Source organism: Sulfuricella sp. (assembly GCF_035531155.1).
Classification (GTDB): Bacteria; Pseudomonadota; Gammaproteobacteria; order Burkholderiales; family Sulfuricellaceae; genus Sulfuricella.
On sequence record NZ_DATKTK010000055.1, the window covers coordinates 1 to 18,051 of the forward strand.

Here is an 18,051-nt window from a genome sequence, read left to right on the forward strand (position 1 = left end):
CTTGCCGTCCACCAGACGCCCCAGCTTGCCGAGGATCTTGGTAACGCGCTCGCGCAGTTCAGCGGATTCAACCAGGTATTTGCGGATTTCCTTGTAGTTGCCGAAGGAGGTGCCGCAATGCACCAGCGGGAAGAAGTGACCCGCCTCAAAGCCATGCTGCTTGCCGGAAATATAGGCCTGGTGGAAGTTGCGCAGGAACACGGCCGCCAGGGATTCGACGTTGCCGATGCCGGACCCGTGGTAATTCCAGGCGGTGCAGGAAGTCTGGTCGGTTTCGTCGAGGTAGTCTTTACCGGGCTCGAAACTGAACTTGTTCATGAGCCACATCAGGGAGGTGGGATAGCCGGGAATATTGCCGCACTGTCCGCACGATTTGTGGTGCCACAGTTGATTGGTGGGGATGCGTTTGGTCCAGCCGAACAGGGTCTGTACCTCAACCGGTTTGTGCGCATCGGTAATGCGATGAACGATGATCTGTCCATCCTTCTCCAGTTCCCACATGTGATCGCGGATGTCGTCCATCCGCTCACCGAGATCAACGGTGCGCTTGTCCACATGCTTGCGCACCCACTCGGTGGCTTTCTCGGCATCGCCGCGGGATAATCCCGCGTCCTGGAAAAACGAGCCGTGACCAGCAATACCTTGATTTACCTCAGTTACATCGTTACGCGTTTCCATGGATCGATCTCCTTGAGATAAAGGCCACGCCGCTTAAGCACGGTCAGCGATTTGACCTGTTCCATCCCCATATTGGGAGCATCTCTGACATTGCTTGCCGAATCCGACCGCACTATCGACCCTGCAGCATGTCGCTGTCAAAAATATAAGATGTACTATAGATACATATTTAAAGAGAGTCAAGAAACCGCCCGTAGCTTCGGCGGGTAACCCACAATATAGCCTAAATAACGGGTAGGTCTAGATTTGATAACCAGTCATGATGTCGTATGCAAAACAAATGCAATAGTACCTGCGGGCGAAATCAGCAAAACCGCACCGTCGACATCAAAAAAGAGGGCGGATGGAATTCAGAGGGTTTGATACAAGGGGGCTTGAGTTGACCTATGCCGGTGATGCATACCGGCCAAGTGCTCACCAAGATGAAGAGAGTGGCCAGATGCCAGAGGCCATTCCCACCGGACCTTCGGTCCGCAAAATCTAAGGGATGCCAATCAATTCAGCGCTGAGCAGGCTAAAACCGGCACCCGCCCGAGCTTCACTGGACAGGATTTATTGTATGGGTTTGTCCAGGCTTGCGCGACGGATATCGATCTTGGCCTTGCTTTCCAGGCTAGTGAGATAATTGGCAAAATCGACTTGTGCTGCCAATTGCGCAAGTTGATCTTGCACGGCTTTGACCTTGGCGGTATCTGCTGTCGGGGGGGCAATTACCCGAGTCACGCGCACCAGGGTGTAGCTACCATCGGCGCCAGTGGCACCGACATACGCAGGGAAGTGCTGTGCATCTGCGCTAAACACGGGTTCAAGCAAACCCTGCGGCAATACAGCGGGTTGCTGGCGTGTAACCGCCTGGAACGTACTCCATTGCACGCCCGGTTCCTTGCCCGCACGCAATTGGGCCAAATCCTGCTTGCCCTGTTTTTCGGCCAGCGCTATCGCCTGGCTGCGTTTGAGTTGTTGTTCAATGGCAGCGCGTACCGTATCCAGCGGTTGCAGCGCAGCGGGTTTGTATTCGAGCAGACGTGCCGAAACCAGGGTGTTGGGAGCAGCTTCGATGGCTTCGGTATTGCGCTTGTTTTTCAGTACATCGTCAGAAAACAGCGCTTGCAGCATTTTCGGATTTGCCAGCAGGCTGCTGCCCCCCTCCTTACGGCTTAGCCAGCCCGAGTCTGTAACTTGCAATTTCAACGCATCGGCCACCGGCTTGAGGCTGTCGGATTGTTCGTACACTTTATTACTGAACGTTTCCGCCACATCTGCAAAGCGTTTGGCTGCTTGCTGTGCCTGCAAATCCCGCACGATATCAGCCTTGACCTCATCCAGACTGCGTGTGCGTGCAGGCTTGATTCCAGTCAATTCGATGATGTGGTAACCGAATTCACTCTGCACGGGCCGGCTGATGTCACCGCTATGCATTGCGAATACAGCATCTGCAAAAGGTTTAACCATTGCATTGCGCGGAAACCAGCCCAAATCGCCGCCTTGCAAGGCTGAACCGGTATCACTGGATTCATGTTTGGCGACTGCAGCAAAACTGGCCGGATTAGCTTTGACTTGCTGGTAAATAGTCTCGGCGCGGGCTTTGGCTGCCGCACGCTGTTGGGCATTATCGCCAGAGTTGACGGCAATCAGGATATGGCTGGCACGGCGCTGCTCGGGCTCGCTGTATTTGGCGCTGTTCTGATCGTAATACTGCTTGACCTCGGCGTCGCTGATCTTGACCTGGCTGGCCAGCGCATCCTGTGACAGCACCACGTACTGAAAGCGTGCCTGTTCCGGCAAGGTGTAATCAGCCTTATGTGCGTTGTACCAGTTTTGTACATCCGCAGCACTCACCTGGACCTGGCCCAGGAATTGTTCGGGCGTAAGTTTAGCGGTACTGATTTCGCGTTGCTGCTCGTATGCCTGCAAAAAAAGCGCAGCGACGTTGGACGGCACGATAGCTGAAGCCTGGAAAACAGAACGCATATCGTTAATCAGCAATTCCTGGCGCAACTGATTTTCAAACTCGCTGATGCTCATGCCTTGTTGGCGCAGCACCTGATCATAACGGGTTTGCGAGAACTGGCCGCTTTCCTGAAACGCGGGCAGGCTGGCAATAATTCTGGCCATTTCTGCATCACTGACCACCATGCCCGCTTTGGCGGCCGCATTGATAATCAGGCGCTGGTTGATGACGCCATCCAGAACCGATTTGCGGATTTTCGGATCATTAAACATGGCCGGATCATATGCCGCCCCCATGGATGCGCGCATTTCCTGCTGCTGCGCCTTGAGGGCATGGTCGAATTCCTGGCGCGTCACCTTGTCGCCATTCACACTGGCAAGGACATCACCATCACTGCTCTTGTTAAAATAAGATTCCACCCCCCACAGCATGAAAGGAATAGTAATCAACCCCAAAATAACTTTGGCAAGCCAACCTTGGGCACGTTCGCGAATTGCATCAAGCATAGTAGTTATGTATAGAGCTCAGGCAAACAAAAAAAGGCGAACTTGCGTTCGCCTTTCGTATTGGCGGAGTGGACGGGACTCGAACCCGCGACCCCCGGCGTGACAAGCCGGTATTCTAACCAACTGAACTACCACTCCAGATACCGGTGTTGTCATACTGGTGGGTGCTGAGGGGTTCGAACCCCCGACATTCGCCTTGTAAGGGCGACGCTCTACCAACTGAGCTAAGCACCCGGAAAGGCGCTAGTTTACTGCATCTTTGAGCGCTTTTCCAGCGCGGAATTTGGGAACTTTAGCCGCTTTGATTTTAATTTCAGCACCTGTACGTGGATTGCGACCGGTGCGGGCTGCGCGTTTACCAACATAGAAAGAACCAAAACCAACCAGCGTCACCATATCGCCTTTTTTCAGGGCGACTTTAACTGCATCCACAGCAGCGTCCAATGCGCGGCCTGCTGCTGCCTTGGAAATATCGGCAGATTCGGCGATAGCATCTATCAATTCGGATTTGTTCACGTGTGTCCCCTTTCTCGTAGAGTCAGCCACAGGAATACCCTGCATCCGCTTTATAACAAGCTGGAAAACCTTGTGTCAAGCGGCTTCCAGCAATTTAGCATAAAAAAACCGCCCCGTGGGGCGGCGATTTTCTGATTAGGCAAAAAACCCTGCTAATGCTTGGTGATTACAGCCACAGCGTCGGCTTCAACTGCTGCCACAGGGGCCCCCTCAACGGCAGGTGTCGGTTCCACTGGCAATGCTTCGGGCATCCGCTCCAGCGCCATTTTCAGCACCTGATCTATCCATTTTACCGGCTGGATATCGAGCTTATTTTTGATGTTTTCCGGAATCTCCACCAGGTCACGCACATTTTCTTCAGGAATCAATACGGTCTTGATCCCACCTCGATGCGCGGCCAGCAGTTTTTCTTTCAAGCCACCAATGGGCAGGACCTCGCCACGCAGCGTGATCTCGCCAGTCATTGCCACATCCGCGCGTACCGGGATGCCAGTCAACACCGACACCATTGCGGTACAGATACCTACACCTGCACTCGGTCCATCCTTGGGTGTGGCGCCTTCGGGCAAGTGAATGTGGATATCATTTTTCTGGTAAAAGTCCTGCGGAATACCCAATACTGCAGAGCGACTACGCACTACCGACATCGCGGCCTGGATGGACTCCTGCATCACCTCGCCAAGCTGGCCGGTGGTAATCATTTTTCCCTTGCCGGGCAATAGTACGCCCTCGATGGTGAGCAGTTCGCCGCCCACCTCCGTCCATGCCAGGCCGGTCACCTGGCCAATCTTATTATTCTTTTCGGCAACACCGTAGCTGAAGCGGCGCACACCCAGATACTTGTCCAGATTGCGGGCAGTCACACTAATCTTGCTGGCTTTGCTCTGCTTCATGAGCAAGGCCTTGACCGCTTTGCGGCAGATTTTGGCGATATCGCGGTCCAGGCTGCGCACCCCGGCTTCACGCGTGTAGTAACGCACGATGTCGCGCAATGCACTCTCGGAAATCGCGAATTCCTCGGGTTTGAGCCCGTTCGCCTTCATCTGCTTGGTTACCAGATAACGCTCAGCAATATTAACCTTTTCGTCCTCGGTATAACCCGACAAACGGATAATTTCCATCCGATCCAGCAGTGGTGCCGGAATATTCAGGGTATTCGCGGTAGCCACGAACATCACATCGGAAAGATCGAATTCCACCTCCACATAGTGGTCCGCAAACGTATGATTTTGCTCCGGATCCAGGACTTCAAGCAGTGCTGAGGATGGATCTCCGCGGAAATCCTGCCCCATCTTGTCCACTTCGTCGAGCAGAAACAGCGGGTTACGAACACCTACCTTGCTCATGCTTTGCAGGATTTTGCCTGGCATGGAACCAATATAGGTACGCCGGTGACCGCGAATCTCGGACTCGTCACGCACGCCTCCCAAGGCCATGCGGATAAACTTGCGATTAGTGGCCTTGGCGATTGATTGCCCGAGCGAAGTTTTGCCCACCCCGGGCGGACCCACCAGGCACAGGATCGGGCCCTTGAGCTTGTCCACACGCTGCTGCACCGCAAGGTACTCGACGATGCGTTCCTTTACTTTGTCCAAACCATAGTGATCGAGATCAAGAACCGCCTCGGCCTTTTTCAAGTCCTTGCTGATCTTGGTTTTTTTCTTCCAGGGCAATCCCACCAGGGTTTCAATGTAGCTGCGTACAACCGTTGCTTCTGCTGACATTGGTGACATCAATTTGAGTTTTTTCAGTTCGGCCTCGGCCTTGGCGAGTCCTTCCTTGGACATGTGCGCTTCCTGGATGCGCTTCTCGAGGTCTTCGAGGTCGGCGCCCTCTTCCATATCGCCGAGCTCTTTCTGGATCGCTTTGACCTGCTCATTCAGATAATACTCGCGCTGGCTTTTCTCCATCTGGCGCTTGACGCGGCCACGGATACGTTTTTCCACCTGCAGAATATCAATTTCGCCTTCCATCAGGCTCATCAGATGTTCGAGTCGAGCACGCACCGGGAACATTTCCAGGATTTCCTGTTTCTGTTCCAGCTTCAGCGGTAAATGCGCCGCTACGGTATCCGCGAGGCGCCCGGCTTCGTCGATACCAACCAGCGAGGTAAGTATTTCAGGTGGGATTTTTTTGTTGAGCTTCACATACTGGTCGAACTGCGCAACCAGCGCGCGGCGCATCGCCTCTGCCTCATTGTCGGCACTGGTGTCGTCGGCAGGTACCAGCTCGGCACGCCCGACAAAATGGCTATCCACATCTGAATATTCGATAACCTTGGCGCGCTGGTTGCCCTCAACCAGTACTTTTACCGTACCGTCCGGCAATTTGAGCATCTGCAATATCGTGGCGACGGTGCCGATGGTGTACAAATCTTCCGGCGATGGCTCATCTTTGGCAGCAGATTTTTGCGCTACCAACAGGATGCTCTTGCCGGATTCCATTGCGGTTTCCAGCGCCTTGATGGATTTTGGCCGCCCGACAAATAGAGGAATAACCATATGCGGGAACACGACAACATCGCGCAAAGGCAAAAGCGGGAGCGTTAATTCTTCGGAATCTTGGAGTAAGGCCATGATGGTGTTTAACCTTATGTCAGTAAAAAAAGACTAGGACACCAAATGCAGGGCGGCTCAAGCAAATTCAAGTCGCACCTGCACCAATGTGCCACAAGCGATTGAATCCAAGCGAAAACTTTTTTACTCGCGGGCAAAATCAACATGCCCGCGGTGTTTCAGGAAGCCACTTTTGGCTGGTCAGAATAAATGAGCAATGGTTTACCTTCACCGGTGATGACCGATTCATCCACCACTACTTTAGTGACATTGTCCATGGAAGGAAGTTCGAACATGGTATCAAGCAGGGCGTGCTCAATAATGGAACGCAGTCCGCGCGCACCGGTTTTGCGTTCCAGCGCGCGTTTGGCGATCGCTGCCAACGCGCTGTCGCGAAACTCGAGTTCCGCACCTTCCATCTCGAACAGCTTGGCGTATTGCTTGGTCAGTGCGTTTTTAGGTTCGGTGAGGATAGTCATCAGCGCCGCTTCGTCCAACTCTTCGAGTGTGGCAACGACCGGCAGGCGCCCTACGAATTCAGGAATCAGGCCGAACTTGATCAAATCTTCCGGTTCCACATCGCGTAGCAACTGCGAAATATTGCGGCTGTTGTCCTTGCTTTTCACTTCCGCGCCAAAACCGATACCGCCTTTACTGGAGCGATTCTGAACCACTTTTTCCAAGCCCGAGAACGCACCACCGCAGATGAATAGAATATTGCCGGTATCTACCTGAACAAATTCCTGATTCGGGTGTTTGCGTCCGCCTTGGGGAGGGATGGAGGCAATCGTGCCCTCAATCAGCTTCAACAGCGCCTGTTGCACACCCTCGCCGGATACGTCACGGGTAATCGATGGATTATCTGATTTGCGCGAAATCTTGTCTATTTCGTCAATATAAACAATGCCGTTTTTTGCTTTTTCGACATCGTAATCGCATTTTTGCAGCAGCTTCTGGATGATGTTTTCCACATCCTCGCCCACATAACCGGCTTCGGTCAGCGTGGTTGCGTCGGCGATGACGAAGGGCACGTTCAATAGGCGTGCAAGGGTTTGCGCAAGCAAGGTCTTGCCCGATCCGGTGGGGCCAATCAGCAAAATATTGCTCTTTGACAACTCCACGTCGTCCTTGCCGCCCTGATGGCGCAGGCGTTTATAGTGGTTATATACCGCGACCGAAAGGATACGCTTGGCAGTTTCCTGACCGATCACGTATTCCCCCAGAATTTCCTGGATTTCGCGTGGCGTAGGCAAATCGGACTTGCCGGACTTGCCACCCTGCCCCTGCTGCACTTCCTCACGGATGATGTCGTTGCACAGTTCAACGCATTCATCGCAAATGAATACAGAAGGCCCTGCAATCAGCTTGCGGACTTCATGCTGGCTTTTGCCGCAAAATGAGCAATAGAGCAGCTTTTCTCCGCTTCCTTTATCTGATGACATAAAACTCTCCGTTGGCTGAGGTGGTCGGCGTTAACCGACGTTGTCCATGCGGCTGGTGATCACCTTGTCTACCAGACCATATTTCACGGCTTCGTCCGCACTCATGAAATTATCACGATCCGTGTCTTTCTCAATGGTTTCCTTGGATTGGCCGGTGTGAAGCGCCATCATGTCATTGAGCCGCCCGCGCAGATAAATGATTTCCTTGGCGTGAATCTCGATATCCGAAGCCTGCCCCTGGAAACCGCCGCTGGGCTGATGAATCATCATGCGTGAATTGGGCAGGCAAAAACGCTTGCCTTTGGCACCCGCTGTAAGCAGGAATGCTCCCATGCTGGCTGCCTGCCCCATGCACAAGGTGCTCACGTCCGGCTTGATGAACTGCATGGTGTCATAAACCGACAACCCGGCAGACACCGATCCGCCCGGCGAGTTGATATATAGATAAATATCCTTGTCCGGGTTTTCCGATTCCAGGAACAGCAACTGCGCGACTACCAGATTGGCTGAGACTTCGTTCACGGGGCCTACCAAAAATACAACGCGCTCCTTGAGCAGCCGTGAATAAATATCATAGGCACGCTCACCGCGGCCGCTTTGTTCGACCACCATGGGTACCAGACCCAAGCCTTGCGGCTCCCAACTACGGTTATCCATCATTCTGTTACGCCTTCCCCATCAATTCGTCGAAACTGATCGACTGGTCTTCAACCTGAACCCGCTCCAGCGCCCATTCCACAACATTGTTTTCCAACGCCAGGGACTCGATTTCCTGCATGCGCTCGAGGTTTTGATGATGCCACTTTATCACTTCCTGTGGATCTTCGTAACTTTGCGCAAAATCCTGAATCAGGGCTTTGATCTGCTCAGGCTTGGCAGTTAGTTCGTTGACGCGCACTGCTTCGGCAAGAATCAGTCCCAGGCTGACCCGGCGCACTGCCTGCTCAGCAAATATATCGGCAGGTAACGGCACATCATTAACATTCATGCCGCGCGCCTGCATGTCTTTAAGTGCGTTCTCCATCAGACGCTGGGTTTCCATTTCCAGCAGCGACTTGGGCACATCAATTTTGGTGCTGTCCAAAAGCGCCTGCATGATTTGCTCTTTGAGCCTGGCATGAATGCGATTCTTGACTTCACGTTCCAGATTGGCCTGAATTTCAGCGCGCATTTTTTGCACGTCGCCATCGGTGATACCCAGACTCCTGGCGAACTCGGCATCCACCTCCGGCAGTTGCGGCGCAGCCACATCCGTGACTGACACCTCGAACGTAGCCGTTTTGCCAGCCAGTTCCTTGGCTTGGTAATCGCCCGGGAAGGTCACGTTAAACGACTTGTTTTCACCCGCCTTCACGTCAACCAGCGCCGTTTCAAACTCCGCCAGGGTGCGGCCTTCGCCCAGCACCACGCGGAAACCCCTGGCTTCTCCGCCGGCAAATACGGCACCATCAATCTTTCCCACATAATCCAGCGTGACCACATCGCCGGTCTGCGAGGCGCGGTCAACAGTATTGAACTGCACGCGCTGTTTACGCAATACCTCCAGGGTTTTGTCCACATCGGCATCGCTCACCGTGACCACCGGACGAGTGATTTTAGCGGAGCCAATCTCCCCCAACATAATTTCAGGGTAGACCTCGAACGTGGCGGAAAATTCGATGGCTTCCTTGTCCGTCGCATCGGTTCTGGGTTCAATGCGCGGATAGCCTGCCACTTTGAGCTGGTGAGCTTGCACAGCATCCATGAAGCTCTTTTGCACCGCATCGCCCAATACCTCCTGATGAATCTGGCCGCCGTATTGCTTGGTGACCAGGCTCAACGGCACCTTGCCACGGCGGAAACCATCCAGTTTGGTATTGCGGGCGATGTCGCGGAGGCGATTGTTGACCTCGGTTTCGATCTGCTGCATTGGCACAACCAGGTTGATACGACGTTCCAGGGTGCTAATTTGCTCGAGGTTGGCTTGCATGAGGAAAATCCTTACAGATGGGTAAGTTATAAAGTCTGGTGCGAAAGGGGGGACTCGAACCCCCACACCTTGCGGCGCTGGAACCTAAATCCAGTGCGTCTACCAATTCCGCCACTTTCGCAAAAACCTATAGTGTAATATATTCGATGATCGGCTGTCAGCTTCCTTTTCCGCGTGCCATCCTACCTGAAATCCCTATGCCTCAACACTATGAAAATTTTCCGGTGGCATCCGTCTTGCTGCCAAAACGGCTGCGCCGCCCGGTTGGCGTCATTTACGCTTTCGCCCGTGCGGCTGACGATTTCGCGGATGAAGGCGATCTCGACGATAATGAGCGACTGGCTCTGCTCGGCGGCTTTCGTGCCGAACTGGACAGAATCGGAGCCGGCCTGCCCCCTGCGACTCCACTGTTTCACGAGCTAAAAGAGATCATCGACCGCCATCGCCTGCCGCTGCAACCTTTTTACGACCTGCTCGACGCCTTTTCCCAGGATGTCATCAAAAAACGTTACGCCCACTTTGGCGAGGTGATGGATTACTGCCAGCGCTCCGCCAATCCGGTCGGCCTGCTGCTGCTCCACCTTTACGACGCGGCGACGGAACGCAACATCAGCTACTCGAACGCCATTTGCTCCAGCCTGCAGCTGATCAACTTCCTCCAGGATATCGCCATCGACTACCACGACAAGGACAGGATTTACCTGCCGCAGGATGAACTGGCAAAATACCGCATTACCGAAACGCAAATCGCGCGCGGAGACAGCAGCGGCCTGTGGAAGCCCTTCATGCAGTTCCAGATCGAGCGCACGCGCAAGCTGCTGCAGGCGGGTGCGCCGCTCGGCAGCGTGCTGCGCGGCAGGATCGGCCTGGAAATGCGCATGATCATCATGGGCGGCGAAACCATCCTGCGCAAACTGCACAAATCCGGCGGCGATATCTTCAATGACCGTCCGCTGATCAAGCCCGGCGACTGGGTATTCATGCTATACCGGGCCCTGCGAAAAAAATGAAAGCAAACACCTTGACCCCTGACCAATACTGCCAGGAACGGGCCGCAAAAAGCGGCTCCAGCTTCTATTACAGCTTTCTTTTCCTGCCGCCGCTCAAGCGCCGGGCCATCACCGCCCTCTATGCCTTCTGCCGCGAAGTGGACGATGTCGCCGACGAATGCCACGATGTGGTCATCGCCCGCACCAAGCTCGCCTGGTGGCGCAATGAAGTCTCCCATATCTTCGCCGGCAACCCCGAACACCCCGTGGGGCAGGCCCTGGCCCCGCTGGTTCGGGAATTCGGCCTGCCCGCTACTGAATTCGATGAAATCATCGCCGGCATGGAAATGGATCTGACCCAGAACCGCTATGCCGATTTCGACCAGCTCCAGCTCTACTGTCACCGTGTGGCTGGAGTGGTGGGACTGCTTTCCGCACGCATTTTCGGTTACCAGGATGCGCGCACCGAAGCCTACGCCCACGACCTCGGACTGGCTTTCCAGCTCACCAACATCATCCGCGATGTCGGCGAAGATGCCCGGCGCAACCGCATCTATCTGCCGCTGGACGAGCTGACCCGGTTCGGCGTCAGCGAAGCCGACATTCTGCATGGCCGGGAAACCGAGAATTTCAGCCAGCTGATGGCGTTCCAGGGCGAGCGGGCAAATCAATACTATGCCCAGGCGTTTGCCGAGTTGCCCGCGGCGGATCGCAAGAATCAGCGCACCGGCCTGATCATGGCGGCAATTTACCATGCCGTACTGGATGAAGTCAGACAAGACGGCTACCACGTCCTGAATCAGCGCATCTCGCTGACGCCACTGCGCAAACTGTGGATTGCGTGCAGCACCTGGCTCAAGGAATGAAAGTCGCGGTCATCGGCGCCGGCTACGCCGGCCTGACGGCGGCGGTGGAGCTGGCCGCGCAAGGGGTATCCGTCACCGTCTTCGAGGCAGCCAGGCAGCTGGGTGGGCGTGCACGACGGGTAGATTACCGCAGCGTGGCACTGGATAACGGCCAGCACATTCTCCTCGGCGCCTACCGCGAAACCCTGCGCCTGATGCGCATGACCGGCGCCGACCCTGCTGCGCTGCTGCTGCGGCTGCCATTGCAACTGATCATTCCTGGCCGCTTCAGCCTGCAAGCAGCTCGGCTACCAGCCCCGCTACACTTGGCGCTAGGCCTGCTCACGGCGCGCGGCCTGGCTTGGGGCGAACGTCTCTCCGCCGCGCGCTTCATGAGCGCGATGCGGCGCCGGGATTTCCGCCTTGGAGCCGATATCGGCGCCGGCAAGATGCTGACGATACATGGTCAGACTGGCAATCTGCGCCGCTATTTATGGGAGCCGCTCTGCGTCGCCGCGCTCAATACCCCGCTTGAGACCGCCTCGGCCCAGGTATTCCTCAACGTCCTGCGCGACAGCCTGGCCGGCAGCCGGGAAGACAGCGACATGCTGCTGCCACTGGCCAATCTGACCCATCTCTTTCCTGAACACGCTACCGCGTTCATCGAAAACCATGGCGGCAAAATCATCCATTCCCAAACAGTGCTTGCAGTCAAAGCCGAGGCTGCCGGCTTCTCCCTCGAAATGCGACCAGGGTCGGAAAAGTTCGACCAGGTCATTTGCGCGGTGGCGCCATATCGCTTGGCCGCGCTTACCGCCAACCTGCCTGAACTGGCGGAAGCAAGAGCACAGGTTGACCGCTTCAGTTACCAGCCGATCTACAGCGTGTTCCTGCAATATCCCGCAGCAACCTGCCTGCCCCGGCCCATGATCGGCCTGTACGGAGGAGTCACTCAATGGGTGTTCGACCACGGCCAGCTCAACCGCGAAGCCGGCCTGCTGTGTGCCGTAATCAGCGCGGAAGGACCGCACCAGGCACTTGATCACGACGACCTGGCACAGCGTGTGAATGACGAACTACGTGCGGTCCTTCCCGACCTGCCGCAAGCTCTGTGGCACAAGGTGATTGCGGAAAAACGCGCCACCTTTGCCTGTAGTCCGGACCTGGAACGCCCCGGCCAAGCCACCCCGCTGCCGAATTTCTACCTCGCCGGCGACTACACCGCCGGCGATTACCCCGCCACTCTCGAAAGCGCGGTACGAAGTGGGGTAAAATGCGCACAACTTATTCTGGAATCGCCATGAAAAACTACCAAGCACCGCAAGATCTACTGAAGGGCCGCGTCATTCTCGTCACAGGGGCGGGCCAAGGCATCGGCAAAACCGCAGCATTGACCTTCGCTGCCCACGGCGCCACGGTCATCCTGCATGGCCGCTCGGTAAAAAAACTGGAAGCGGTATACGATGAAATCGAGACGGCAGGCCACCCGCAGCCGGCGATTTTCCCGCTTGACCTGAGCAAGGCGGAAGACAAGGATTTCGCCGCAATGGCTGCCGGCATCGGCGGACAGCTCGGACGGCTCGACGGCATTCTGCACAACGCCGCCAAGGTTGACCGTCCGCAGCCGCTGGAAGACCAAACCCTGGAGCAGTGGCTGCCACTGCTGCGCGTCAATCTGGCCGCGCCCTTCGCCCTCACCCGCGCTTGCCTGCCACTGCTGAAAGCTTCGCCGGATGCTTCGATCCTGATGACCTCGGAAACCCACGGCCACACCCCAACGGCCTTCTGGGGTGGCTTTGCCGTCGCCAAGAGCGGCGTGGAAACGCTGGTGAAGATCTGGGCACAGGAACTGGAGGTCTACCCCACGCTACGCATCAATACGGTGGTGCCCGGCCCGGTGCAGTCGCCACAGCGTCTCCGCACCTATCCCGGTGAGCGCAAGGATAGCCTGCCCAAGCCTGAAACACTGATGCCGCTCTACCTCTATCTCATGGGGCCGGACAGCCATGGGACGAGTGGCCAAATTATCGAGGCGAACCACTAGCAGCCTGTCGGACTTAAAGGAAATCGGCTGCAAAATGACCTGGCCGGTGCATATTTCCCCGCTTTCCTGCGCCAATATGAATAACTATTGGCTTGAAAATCGTGAAAATCTGCCCTCGACCAGCTCATTTTTCGCTTCGATTCTTCAAGTCCGACAGGCTGCTAGCCACTACTTCAGGAAAAATTCAAACTTTTCCTGTCCGACCTCGATCACATCACCGTCCTGCAGGGTATGGGGCTCGCTGCCGATGGCCTGACCGTTAACCCGCGCGGTTTTATTCCCTTCCACGTGGGTGATGAAGTAGCCGGGCGGCCGCCGCATGATCACCGCAACTTGCCCCCCCGTCGTTCCGAAGGTTTTAAGCGGCCGCTCCAACTCGATTGTCTGACCGGCAAACTCGCCCTTGATGCCTATCACCTCGCCCAACGGAAAACCCGCCCGGAGCGACGACCGCGCAGTCGACACCGAAGCATAGCTGCCCGCCTCCGTTCCAGCGGACTGCGGCACTGCGCCGACCTCCCGATCGACGGTACGTATCATCAGGGTCCGGTCGTAATCCATTTCCGGGTTGGCTTTGATGTTGGCATACTTGATCTGATAAGCGCCGATGTCTATCACCTCGCCATTTTGCAGAATATGTTTGGTAATACAACCGCCGTTCATGGTCGAGCCGTTGGTGCTGCCCATATCCTCGAAAATATGATCGTTGCCCACAGTCTGAATGACTGCATGTTCCTTGCTCACCCCCGGATCGTCGAGGCAAATGTCGTTGCCGTACCGACGACCAATGGTGATCCGCCCCTTATCGATAAAATGATTTCCTACCATCGCGCCATTCAAAATCACAACCAGTTTCGCCATTTCCTTATCTCCTGAACCAGCCGAACAGACTCTCAAGCAGGCCGCGCCTGGCGAGTTGTACCTGCACCCGAGCCAGAACCACGGAAACATTGTCGTGCCCGCCATTGTCGTTCGCCATCTGGACCAATAAATTCGCCGCCAGCGGCAAATTTGCCTTGAGTTCGCACAAGGCCAGCTCGATGTCGCTATCCTCCACCATATCATTCAGGCCGTCGGAGCAAAGCAGGTAGACATCCCCCGGCAGCACGTCCGCTTCGCGCACATCCACTTCTACCTTTTCCTCTTTGCCCAAAGCGCGAGTAACCAGGTTGCGGTTGTGTGAAAGCTTGGCGTCCCCGGAATCGATCAATCCGGCTGCAACCTGACCCTGCAGCAATGAGTGGTCCATGGTGAGTTGTTCAAGCCGGTCATAGCGCAAGCGATAAAGGCGCGAATCCCCGACATGGGCGATGGAAATGCGATCTTCGTGGAACAGGGCGAGCGTCAGCGTCGTTCCCATCCCCTCGCACTGCGAATTTTTTCGCGCCACCCTCAAGATCATCTGGTTGGCCTTTTCTGCCGCCCGCTTCACAGCCAGCGTCTGGGGCAAGTCTCTTTTAGCCGTGTCGTTCTCCACAGGCGCCAGGTTCCCCAGTGCAGTGCCCAACTCTTCTTTAACGACCGAAATCGCCAAGGCGCTGGCCACATCACCGGCCATATAGCCGCCCATACCGTCAGCCAGCACCATCAGACCGATCTCGCTGTCGGTGGCAATGCTGTCTTCATTGAATTTGCGCACTACGCCGGTATCCGTGGCGCTGGCGAATTCAACCATGCTTTGTACTGTCATGCGTTCAGTTCCCCCTGAAAATCAGCCGTCTCTGGTCGCGCCATCATAGCAATAATGGTTGAGCGCGTTAACCACATTGATACCCTTAAATTTTAACCATCATTTTTACACCCCGCCTAGCTGGCGCGAAAGAGCCGCTTACCTGGTGAATTCGGCTTGACAGAGAGCAGCTAAAAATCTACTGTTACGGGTCTTCGATGGGCGTCTCTTCACAACAAATTCAGCATCATAAATTCAGCATCGGTTATTCATGGAAATCGAAAAACTGGGCCGTTACGAAATCCTGTCCGAGTTAGGGCAAGGCGCCATGGGCGTAGTCTACAAAGCAGTCGATCCGCTCATAGGCCGCACCGTCGCCATCAAGACCATCAATCTCAACCTGTCCAGAGATGAACTTGCGGATTTCGAGGAGCGCTTCAACCGCGAAGCCAAATCTGCCGGCCGCCTGAACCACCCCAACATTGTCACGATCTACGATGTAGGCAGAGCCGATCACGTCGCCTTCATGGCGATGGAATATCTGGAAGGCCGCGAACTGAAGGAGATCATCGCTTCCGACGAGGTGCTGCAACCGGACAGGGTCGCCGAGATCATCGCCCAGGTCGCCGATGGCCTGGCATTCGCCCACGACCATGGCATTGTCCACCGCGACATAAAACCTGCCAACATCATGGTACTGCGTAATGGCAGTGTGAAAATCACCGACTTCGGCATCGCCAAAATGTCGTCCGGATCCCGTACCCAAATCGGCATCATTCTCGGCTCGCCCAAGTACATGTCTCCTGAGCAGGTGGCCGGCAAACCCGTGGATGGCCGCTCCGATATTTTTTCCCTTGGAGCAGTACTCTACGAATTACTCACCGGCAAATCCGCTTTTGGGGGTGAGGAATGCACCCTGACCACCATCATGTACCGGGTGCTGAATGAAATGCCGGCGTCGCCGGCAGACGTCAATCCCTCCATTCCCGTGGCGTTCGATTACATTGTCGCCAGGGCGCTGGCCAAGGAGCCGAAAAACCGCTATCAATCCGCACGGGAAATGGCCAACGACCTCAGAAATTTCAAGAATCTGACCGCCACTTCGCCATTGACCTCCGCTGACTCATCCGGGAAAAGATCTGCCGCAAAGACTGGAAGCGACGGGGATGCCACCGTTATATTGAATTCAAGTCAAATTTCCACAGTTCCCGGTTGGCGGAGCAGGAAAAAGTGGGCAGGCTTTATCGCCGTTGCAATTTTTGCCGCAGCCACAGTACTGTTCATCAGTTCCAGTCGCGAGCCCGCAGTGACGACACTGCCGGCAGTGACAGCCGTTGATGATACAAAGCCGACTACGCCCCAGACAACTTTGGAGGCTGCCGTAAAACCGCCTCCCCCTGCGGCAACTGAAAGCAAAATGGCAAATGGGCAGCCGAGCATTGCCGCCCCCACCCAGGCCACTCTCGGTTTCTCGGTACTCCCGTGGGGAGAAATTTTAATCGACGGCAAAAGCCAGGGAGCCTCGCCGCCGCTCAGGGAAATCAGGCTACCCCCCGGCAAACACCAGATAGAGATCAAGAACACCGACCTCCCTCCCTATCGCCAGACCGTCGAGCTGGAGGCCGGGGCAAACAAGACAATCCGGCATAAATTCAAATAAATTAGGGTCATATTATGATGCGCTCCCGCCTGCTTATTCTGATATCCGCTCTGCTCCTGCTGCTCAACACAGGCTGCTCTTCCGGTCCAGCCAGGGAAGTCGGGCTCGACAAGCTCTCTCCGCGCAAGGCGGAACAGGAACTTTCGACCGGGATAATAAACTACGAAGACGGCAACTACAAAGCTGCGGCAAAGAGCCTGCAAAGCGCGCTGGATTCGGGCTTAACCTTCGGCAGCGATGCAGCGCGGGCGCATAAATACCTGGCATTCATTCACTGCCTTTCGAACCGGGAGAAGCAATGCCGCGATGAATTCAGGAAAGCGCTGGAGAAGGATAACAAATTCGAACTGGAGCCGGCGGAGGCAGGACATCCCATCTGGGGTCCGGTATTCCGCGCGGTAAAGGCAGAACACAGAAAATAGGCTATTTGAGCGAGGCGGAAACGCCTTGCCGGCCGCTCGCTGGCATTGCAGCCTGCCTTTTCAGATAAAACTCCAGCTTGATCCCGGCAATTTCGATAATGTCATTGTCTCCCAGCACATGGGGCTGGCCGCTAATGGCAATGCCATTCAACAGGGGAGTATGAGCACCTTCCAGATGAGTCAGGGTATAACCTTCCAGATGACGCGTGATGACCGCCACCTGTATGCCGGGCTTACCCAGCGTGGTCAGGGTTCGATCCAGATCCATTTCTTTGCCAGCGCCAACCCCACTTAGAATCTGGAGACCCGCCACTGGCAATTCTCCAGAGGGGGATCTCCCAGCCGGTCTGCTACCAGAATGAGTTTTTACCTGAGTAATGGAAGAAAAGCTCTGAGTCTGGAGCATCATGTCTTCATGGGTTGCCAAGGTGTCGTCGGCGCTCTGGATCAGATTCTCGAGGTGACGCAGCTTCTCCGAGCGGCGACTGCCATCATCTTCCGGCTTGAGTTCAAGAGGCTCAAACACATATTTCAGCACATGTTTCGCCACCTTGATTTCGTCGCCATCGCGCAGCAGGCATTTCTTGATGCTTTTGCCGTTGACCTTGGTACCGTTGGTACTGTTCAGGTCTTCCAGAAAGGAGTCGTTACGGATCGTAATGACCATGGCATGGCTGCCGCTCACCGCATTGTGAGCCAGCTGCAAATCGTTGTTAGGCTTGCGCCCGATCATGATGCGCTCGCGATCGAGCTGCTGCTCCCCAACCAGTTCTCCATCGAAATAGACCAGCAATTTTGACATCTT

At 55.5% G+C, this 18,051-nt stretch carries 16 protein-coding genes and 3 tRNA genes; 6 read left to right on the forward strand and 13 right to left on the reverse strand.

What is annotated here, in order from left to right; all coding sequences use genetic code 11:
• The 10 genes from VMV64_RS11595 to VMV64_RS11640 all read right to left on the reverse strand — a co-directional run.
• A partial coding sequence (locus VMV64_RS11595; protein WP_325330453.1) for a hypothetical protein occupies positions 1-678 on the reverse strand: 678 nt, incomplete at its 3' end.
• 552 nt (positions 679-1,230) lie between these two features.
• On the reverse strand, positions 1,231-3,135 hold the full coding sequence (locus tag VMV64_RS11600) for a SurA N-terminal domain-containing protein (protein ID WP_325330455.1): 1,905 nt from the start codon (positions 3,133-3,135) through the stop codon (positions 1,231-1,233).
• A gap of 61 nt (positions 3,136-3,196) precedes the next feature.
• A tRNA-Asp gene (locus tag VMV64_RS11605) sits at positions 3,197-3,273 on the reverse strand.
• Positions 3,274-3,293: 20 nt separating this feature from the next.
• Positions 3,294-3,369 (reverse strand) — tRNA-Val (locus tag VMV64_RS11610).
• Between the two features lie 9 nt (positions 3,370-3,378).
• Complete coding sequence (locus VMV64_RS11615) at positions 3,379-3,651, reverse strand: HU family DNA-binding protein (RefSeq protein WP_325330457.1); 273 nt, start codon at positions 3,649-3,651, stop codon at positions 3,379-3,381.
• 152 nt (positions 3,652-3,803) lie between these two features.
• Positions 3,804-6,227, reverse strand: coding sequence for an endopeptidase La (gene lon / locus VMV64_RS11620; protein WP_325330460.1), 2,424 nt, complete (start codon positions 6,225-6,227; stop codon positions 3,804-3,806).
• Positions 6,228-6,385: 158 nt separating this feature from the next.
• The gene (clpX, locus tag VMV64_RS11625) at positions 6,386-7,648 is read right to left on the reverse strand and encodes an ATP-dependent Clp protease ATP-binding subunit ClpX (RefSeq protein ID WP_325330462.1); all 1,263 of its coding nucleotides are present in this window, start codon (positions 7,646-7,648) and stop codon (positions 6,386-6,388) included.
• Positions 7,649-7,678: 30 nt separating this feature from the next.
• The gene (gene clpP / locus VMV64_RS11630) at positions 7,679-8,308 is read right to left on the reverse strand and encodes an ATP-dependent Clp endopeptidase proteolytic subunit ClpP (RefSeq protein WP_325330464.1); all 630 of its coding nucleotides are present in this window, start codon (positions 8,306-8,308) and stop codon (positions 7,679-7,681) included.
• A gap of 4 nt (positions 8,309-8,312) precedes the next feature.
• Positions 8,313-9,617 (reverse strand): trigger factor, encoded by a 1,305-nt coding sequence (tig, locus tag VMV64_RS11635; RefSeq protein WP_325330466.1) that lies wholly within the window; start codon positions 9,615-9,617, stop codon positions 8,313-8,315.
• A 36-nt stretch (positions 9,618-9,653) separates the two neighbouring features.
• Positions 9,654-9,738, reverse strand: a tRNA-Leu gene (locus VMV64_RS11640).
• Between the two features lie 76 nt (positions 9,739-9,814).
• Between VMV64_RS11640 and hpnC the strand changes: the two genes are divergently transcribed.
• The 4 genes from hpnC to VMV64_RS11660 are packed head-to-tail and all read left to right on the forward strand — an operon-like array spanning position 9,815 to position 13,495.
• The gene (gene hpnC / locus VMV64_RS11645) at positions 9,815-10,627 is read left to right on the forward strand and encodes a squalene synthase HpnC (protein WP_325330468.1); all 813 of its coding nucleotides are present in this window, start codon (positions 9,815-9,817) and stop codon (positions 10,625-10,627) included.
• 11 nt (positions 10,628-10,638) lie between these two features.
• Positions 10,639-11,472 carry a presqualene diphosphate synthase HpnD gene (hpnD, locus tag VMV64_RS11650; protein ID WP_325330470.1) on the forward strand — a complete coding sequence of 278 codons (834 nt, stop codon included), beginning with the start codon at positions 10,639-10,641 and terminating at the stop codon, positions 11,470-11,472.
• On the forward strand, positions 11,469-12,755 hold the full coding sequence (gene hpnE, locus VMV64_RS11655; protein ID WP_325330472.1) for a hydroxysqualene dehydroxylase HpnE: 1,287 nt from the start codon (positions 11,469-11,471) through the stop codon (positions 12,753-12,755). Before hpnD ends, hpnE begins: the two co-directional genes overlap by 4 nt.
• Positions 12,752-13,495, forward strand: coding sequence for a YciK family oxidoreductase (locus VMV64_RS11660; RefSeq protein ID WP_325330474.1), 744 nt, complete (start codon positions 12,752-12,754; stop codon positions 13,493-13,495). The genes hpnE and VMV64_RS11660 overlap by 4 nt, the downstream gene beginning before the upstream one ends.
• Before the next feature lie 168 nt (positions 13,496-13,663).
• On the opposite strand, the gene VMV64_RS11665 is transcribed toward VMV64_RS11660, so the two are convergent.
• Together VMV64_RS11665 and VMV64_RS11670 are read right to left on the reverse strand one after the other, a co-directional pair.
• Complete coding sequence (locus VMV64_RS11665; RefSeq protein ID WP_325330476.1) at positions 13,664-14,356, reverse strand: FHA domain-containing protein; 693 nt, start codon at positions 14,354-14,356, stop codon at positions 13,664-13,666.
• A gap of 4 nt (positions 14,357-14,360) precedes the next feature.
• Entirely contained in the window at positions 14,361-15,185 is an 825-nt protein-coding gene (locus VMV64_RS11670; protein ID WP_325330478.1) for a Stp1/IreP family PP2C-type Ser/Thr phosphatase, read from the reverse strand.
• A gap of 250 nt (positions 15,186-15,435) precedes the next feature.
• Here VMV64_RS11670 and VMV64_RS11675 point away from each other — a divergent pair, with 250 nt between their 5' ends.
• Together VMV64_RS11675 and VMV64_RS11680 are read left to right on the forward strand one after the other, a co-directional pair.
• Positions 15,436-16,824: a serine/threonine-protein kinase gene (locus VMV64_RS11675; RefSeq protein WP_325330480.1), complete on the forward strand. Its 1,389-nt coding sequence runs from the start codon at positions 15,436-15,438 to the stop codon at positions 16,822-16,824.
• A gap of 14 nt (positions 16,825-16,838) precedes the next feature.
• On the forward strand, positions 16,839-17,246 hold the full coding sequence (locus VMV64_RS11680; RefSeq protein ID WP_325330482.1) for a TssQ family T6SS-associated lipoprotein: 408 nt from the start codon (positions 16,839-16,841) through the stop codon (positions 17,244-17,246).
• A gap of 1 nt (position 17,247) precedes the next feature.
• Here the strand turns inward: VMV64_RS11680 and VMV64_RS11685 are convergent, their stop codons facing one another.
• Complete coding sequence (locus VMV64_RS11685) at positions 17,248-18,048, reverse strand: FHA domain-containing protein (RefSeq protein ID WP_325330484.1); 801 nt, start codon at positions 18,046-18,048, stop codon at positions 17,248-17,250.
• Between the last annotated feature and the right edge of the window lie 3 nt (positions 18,049-18,051).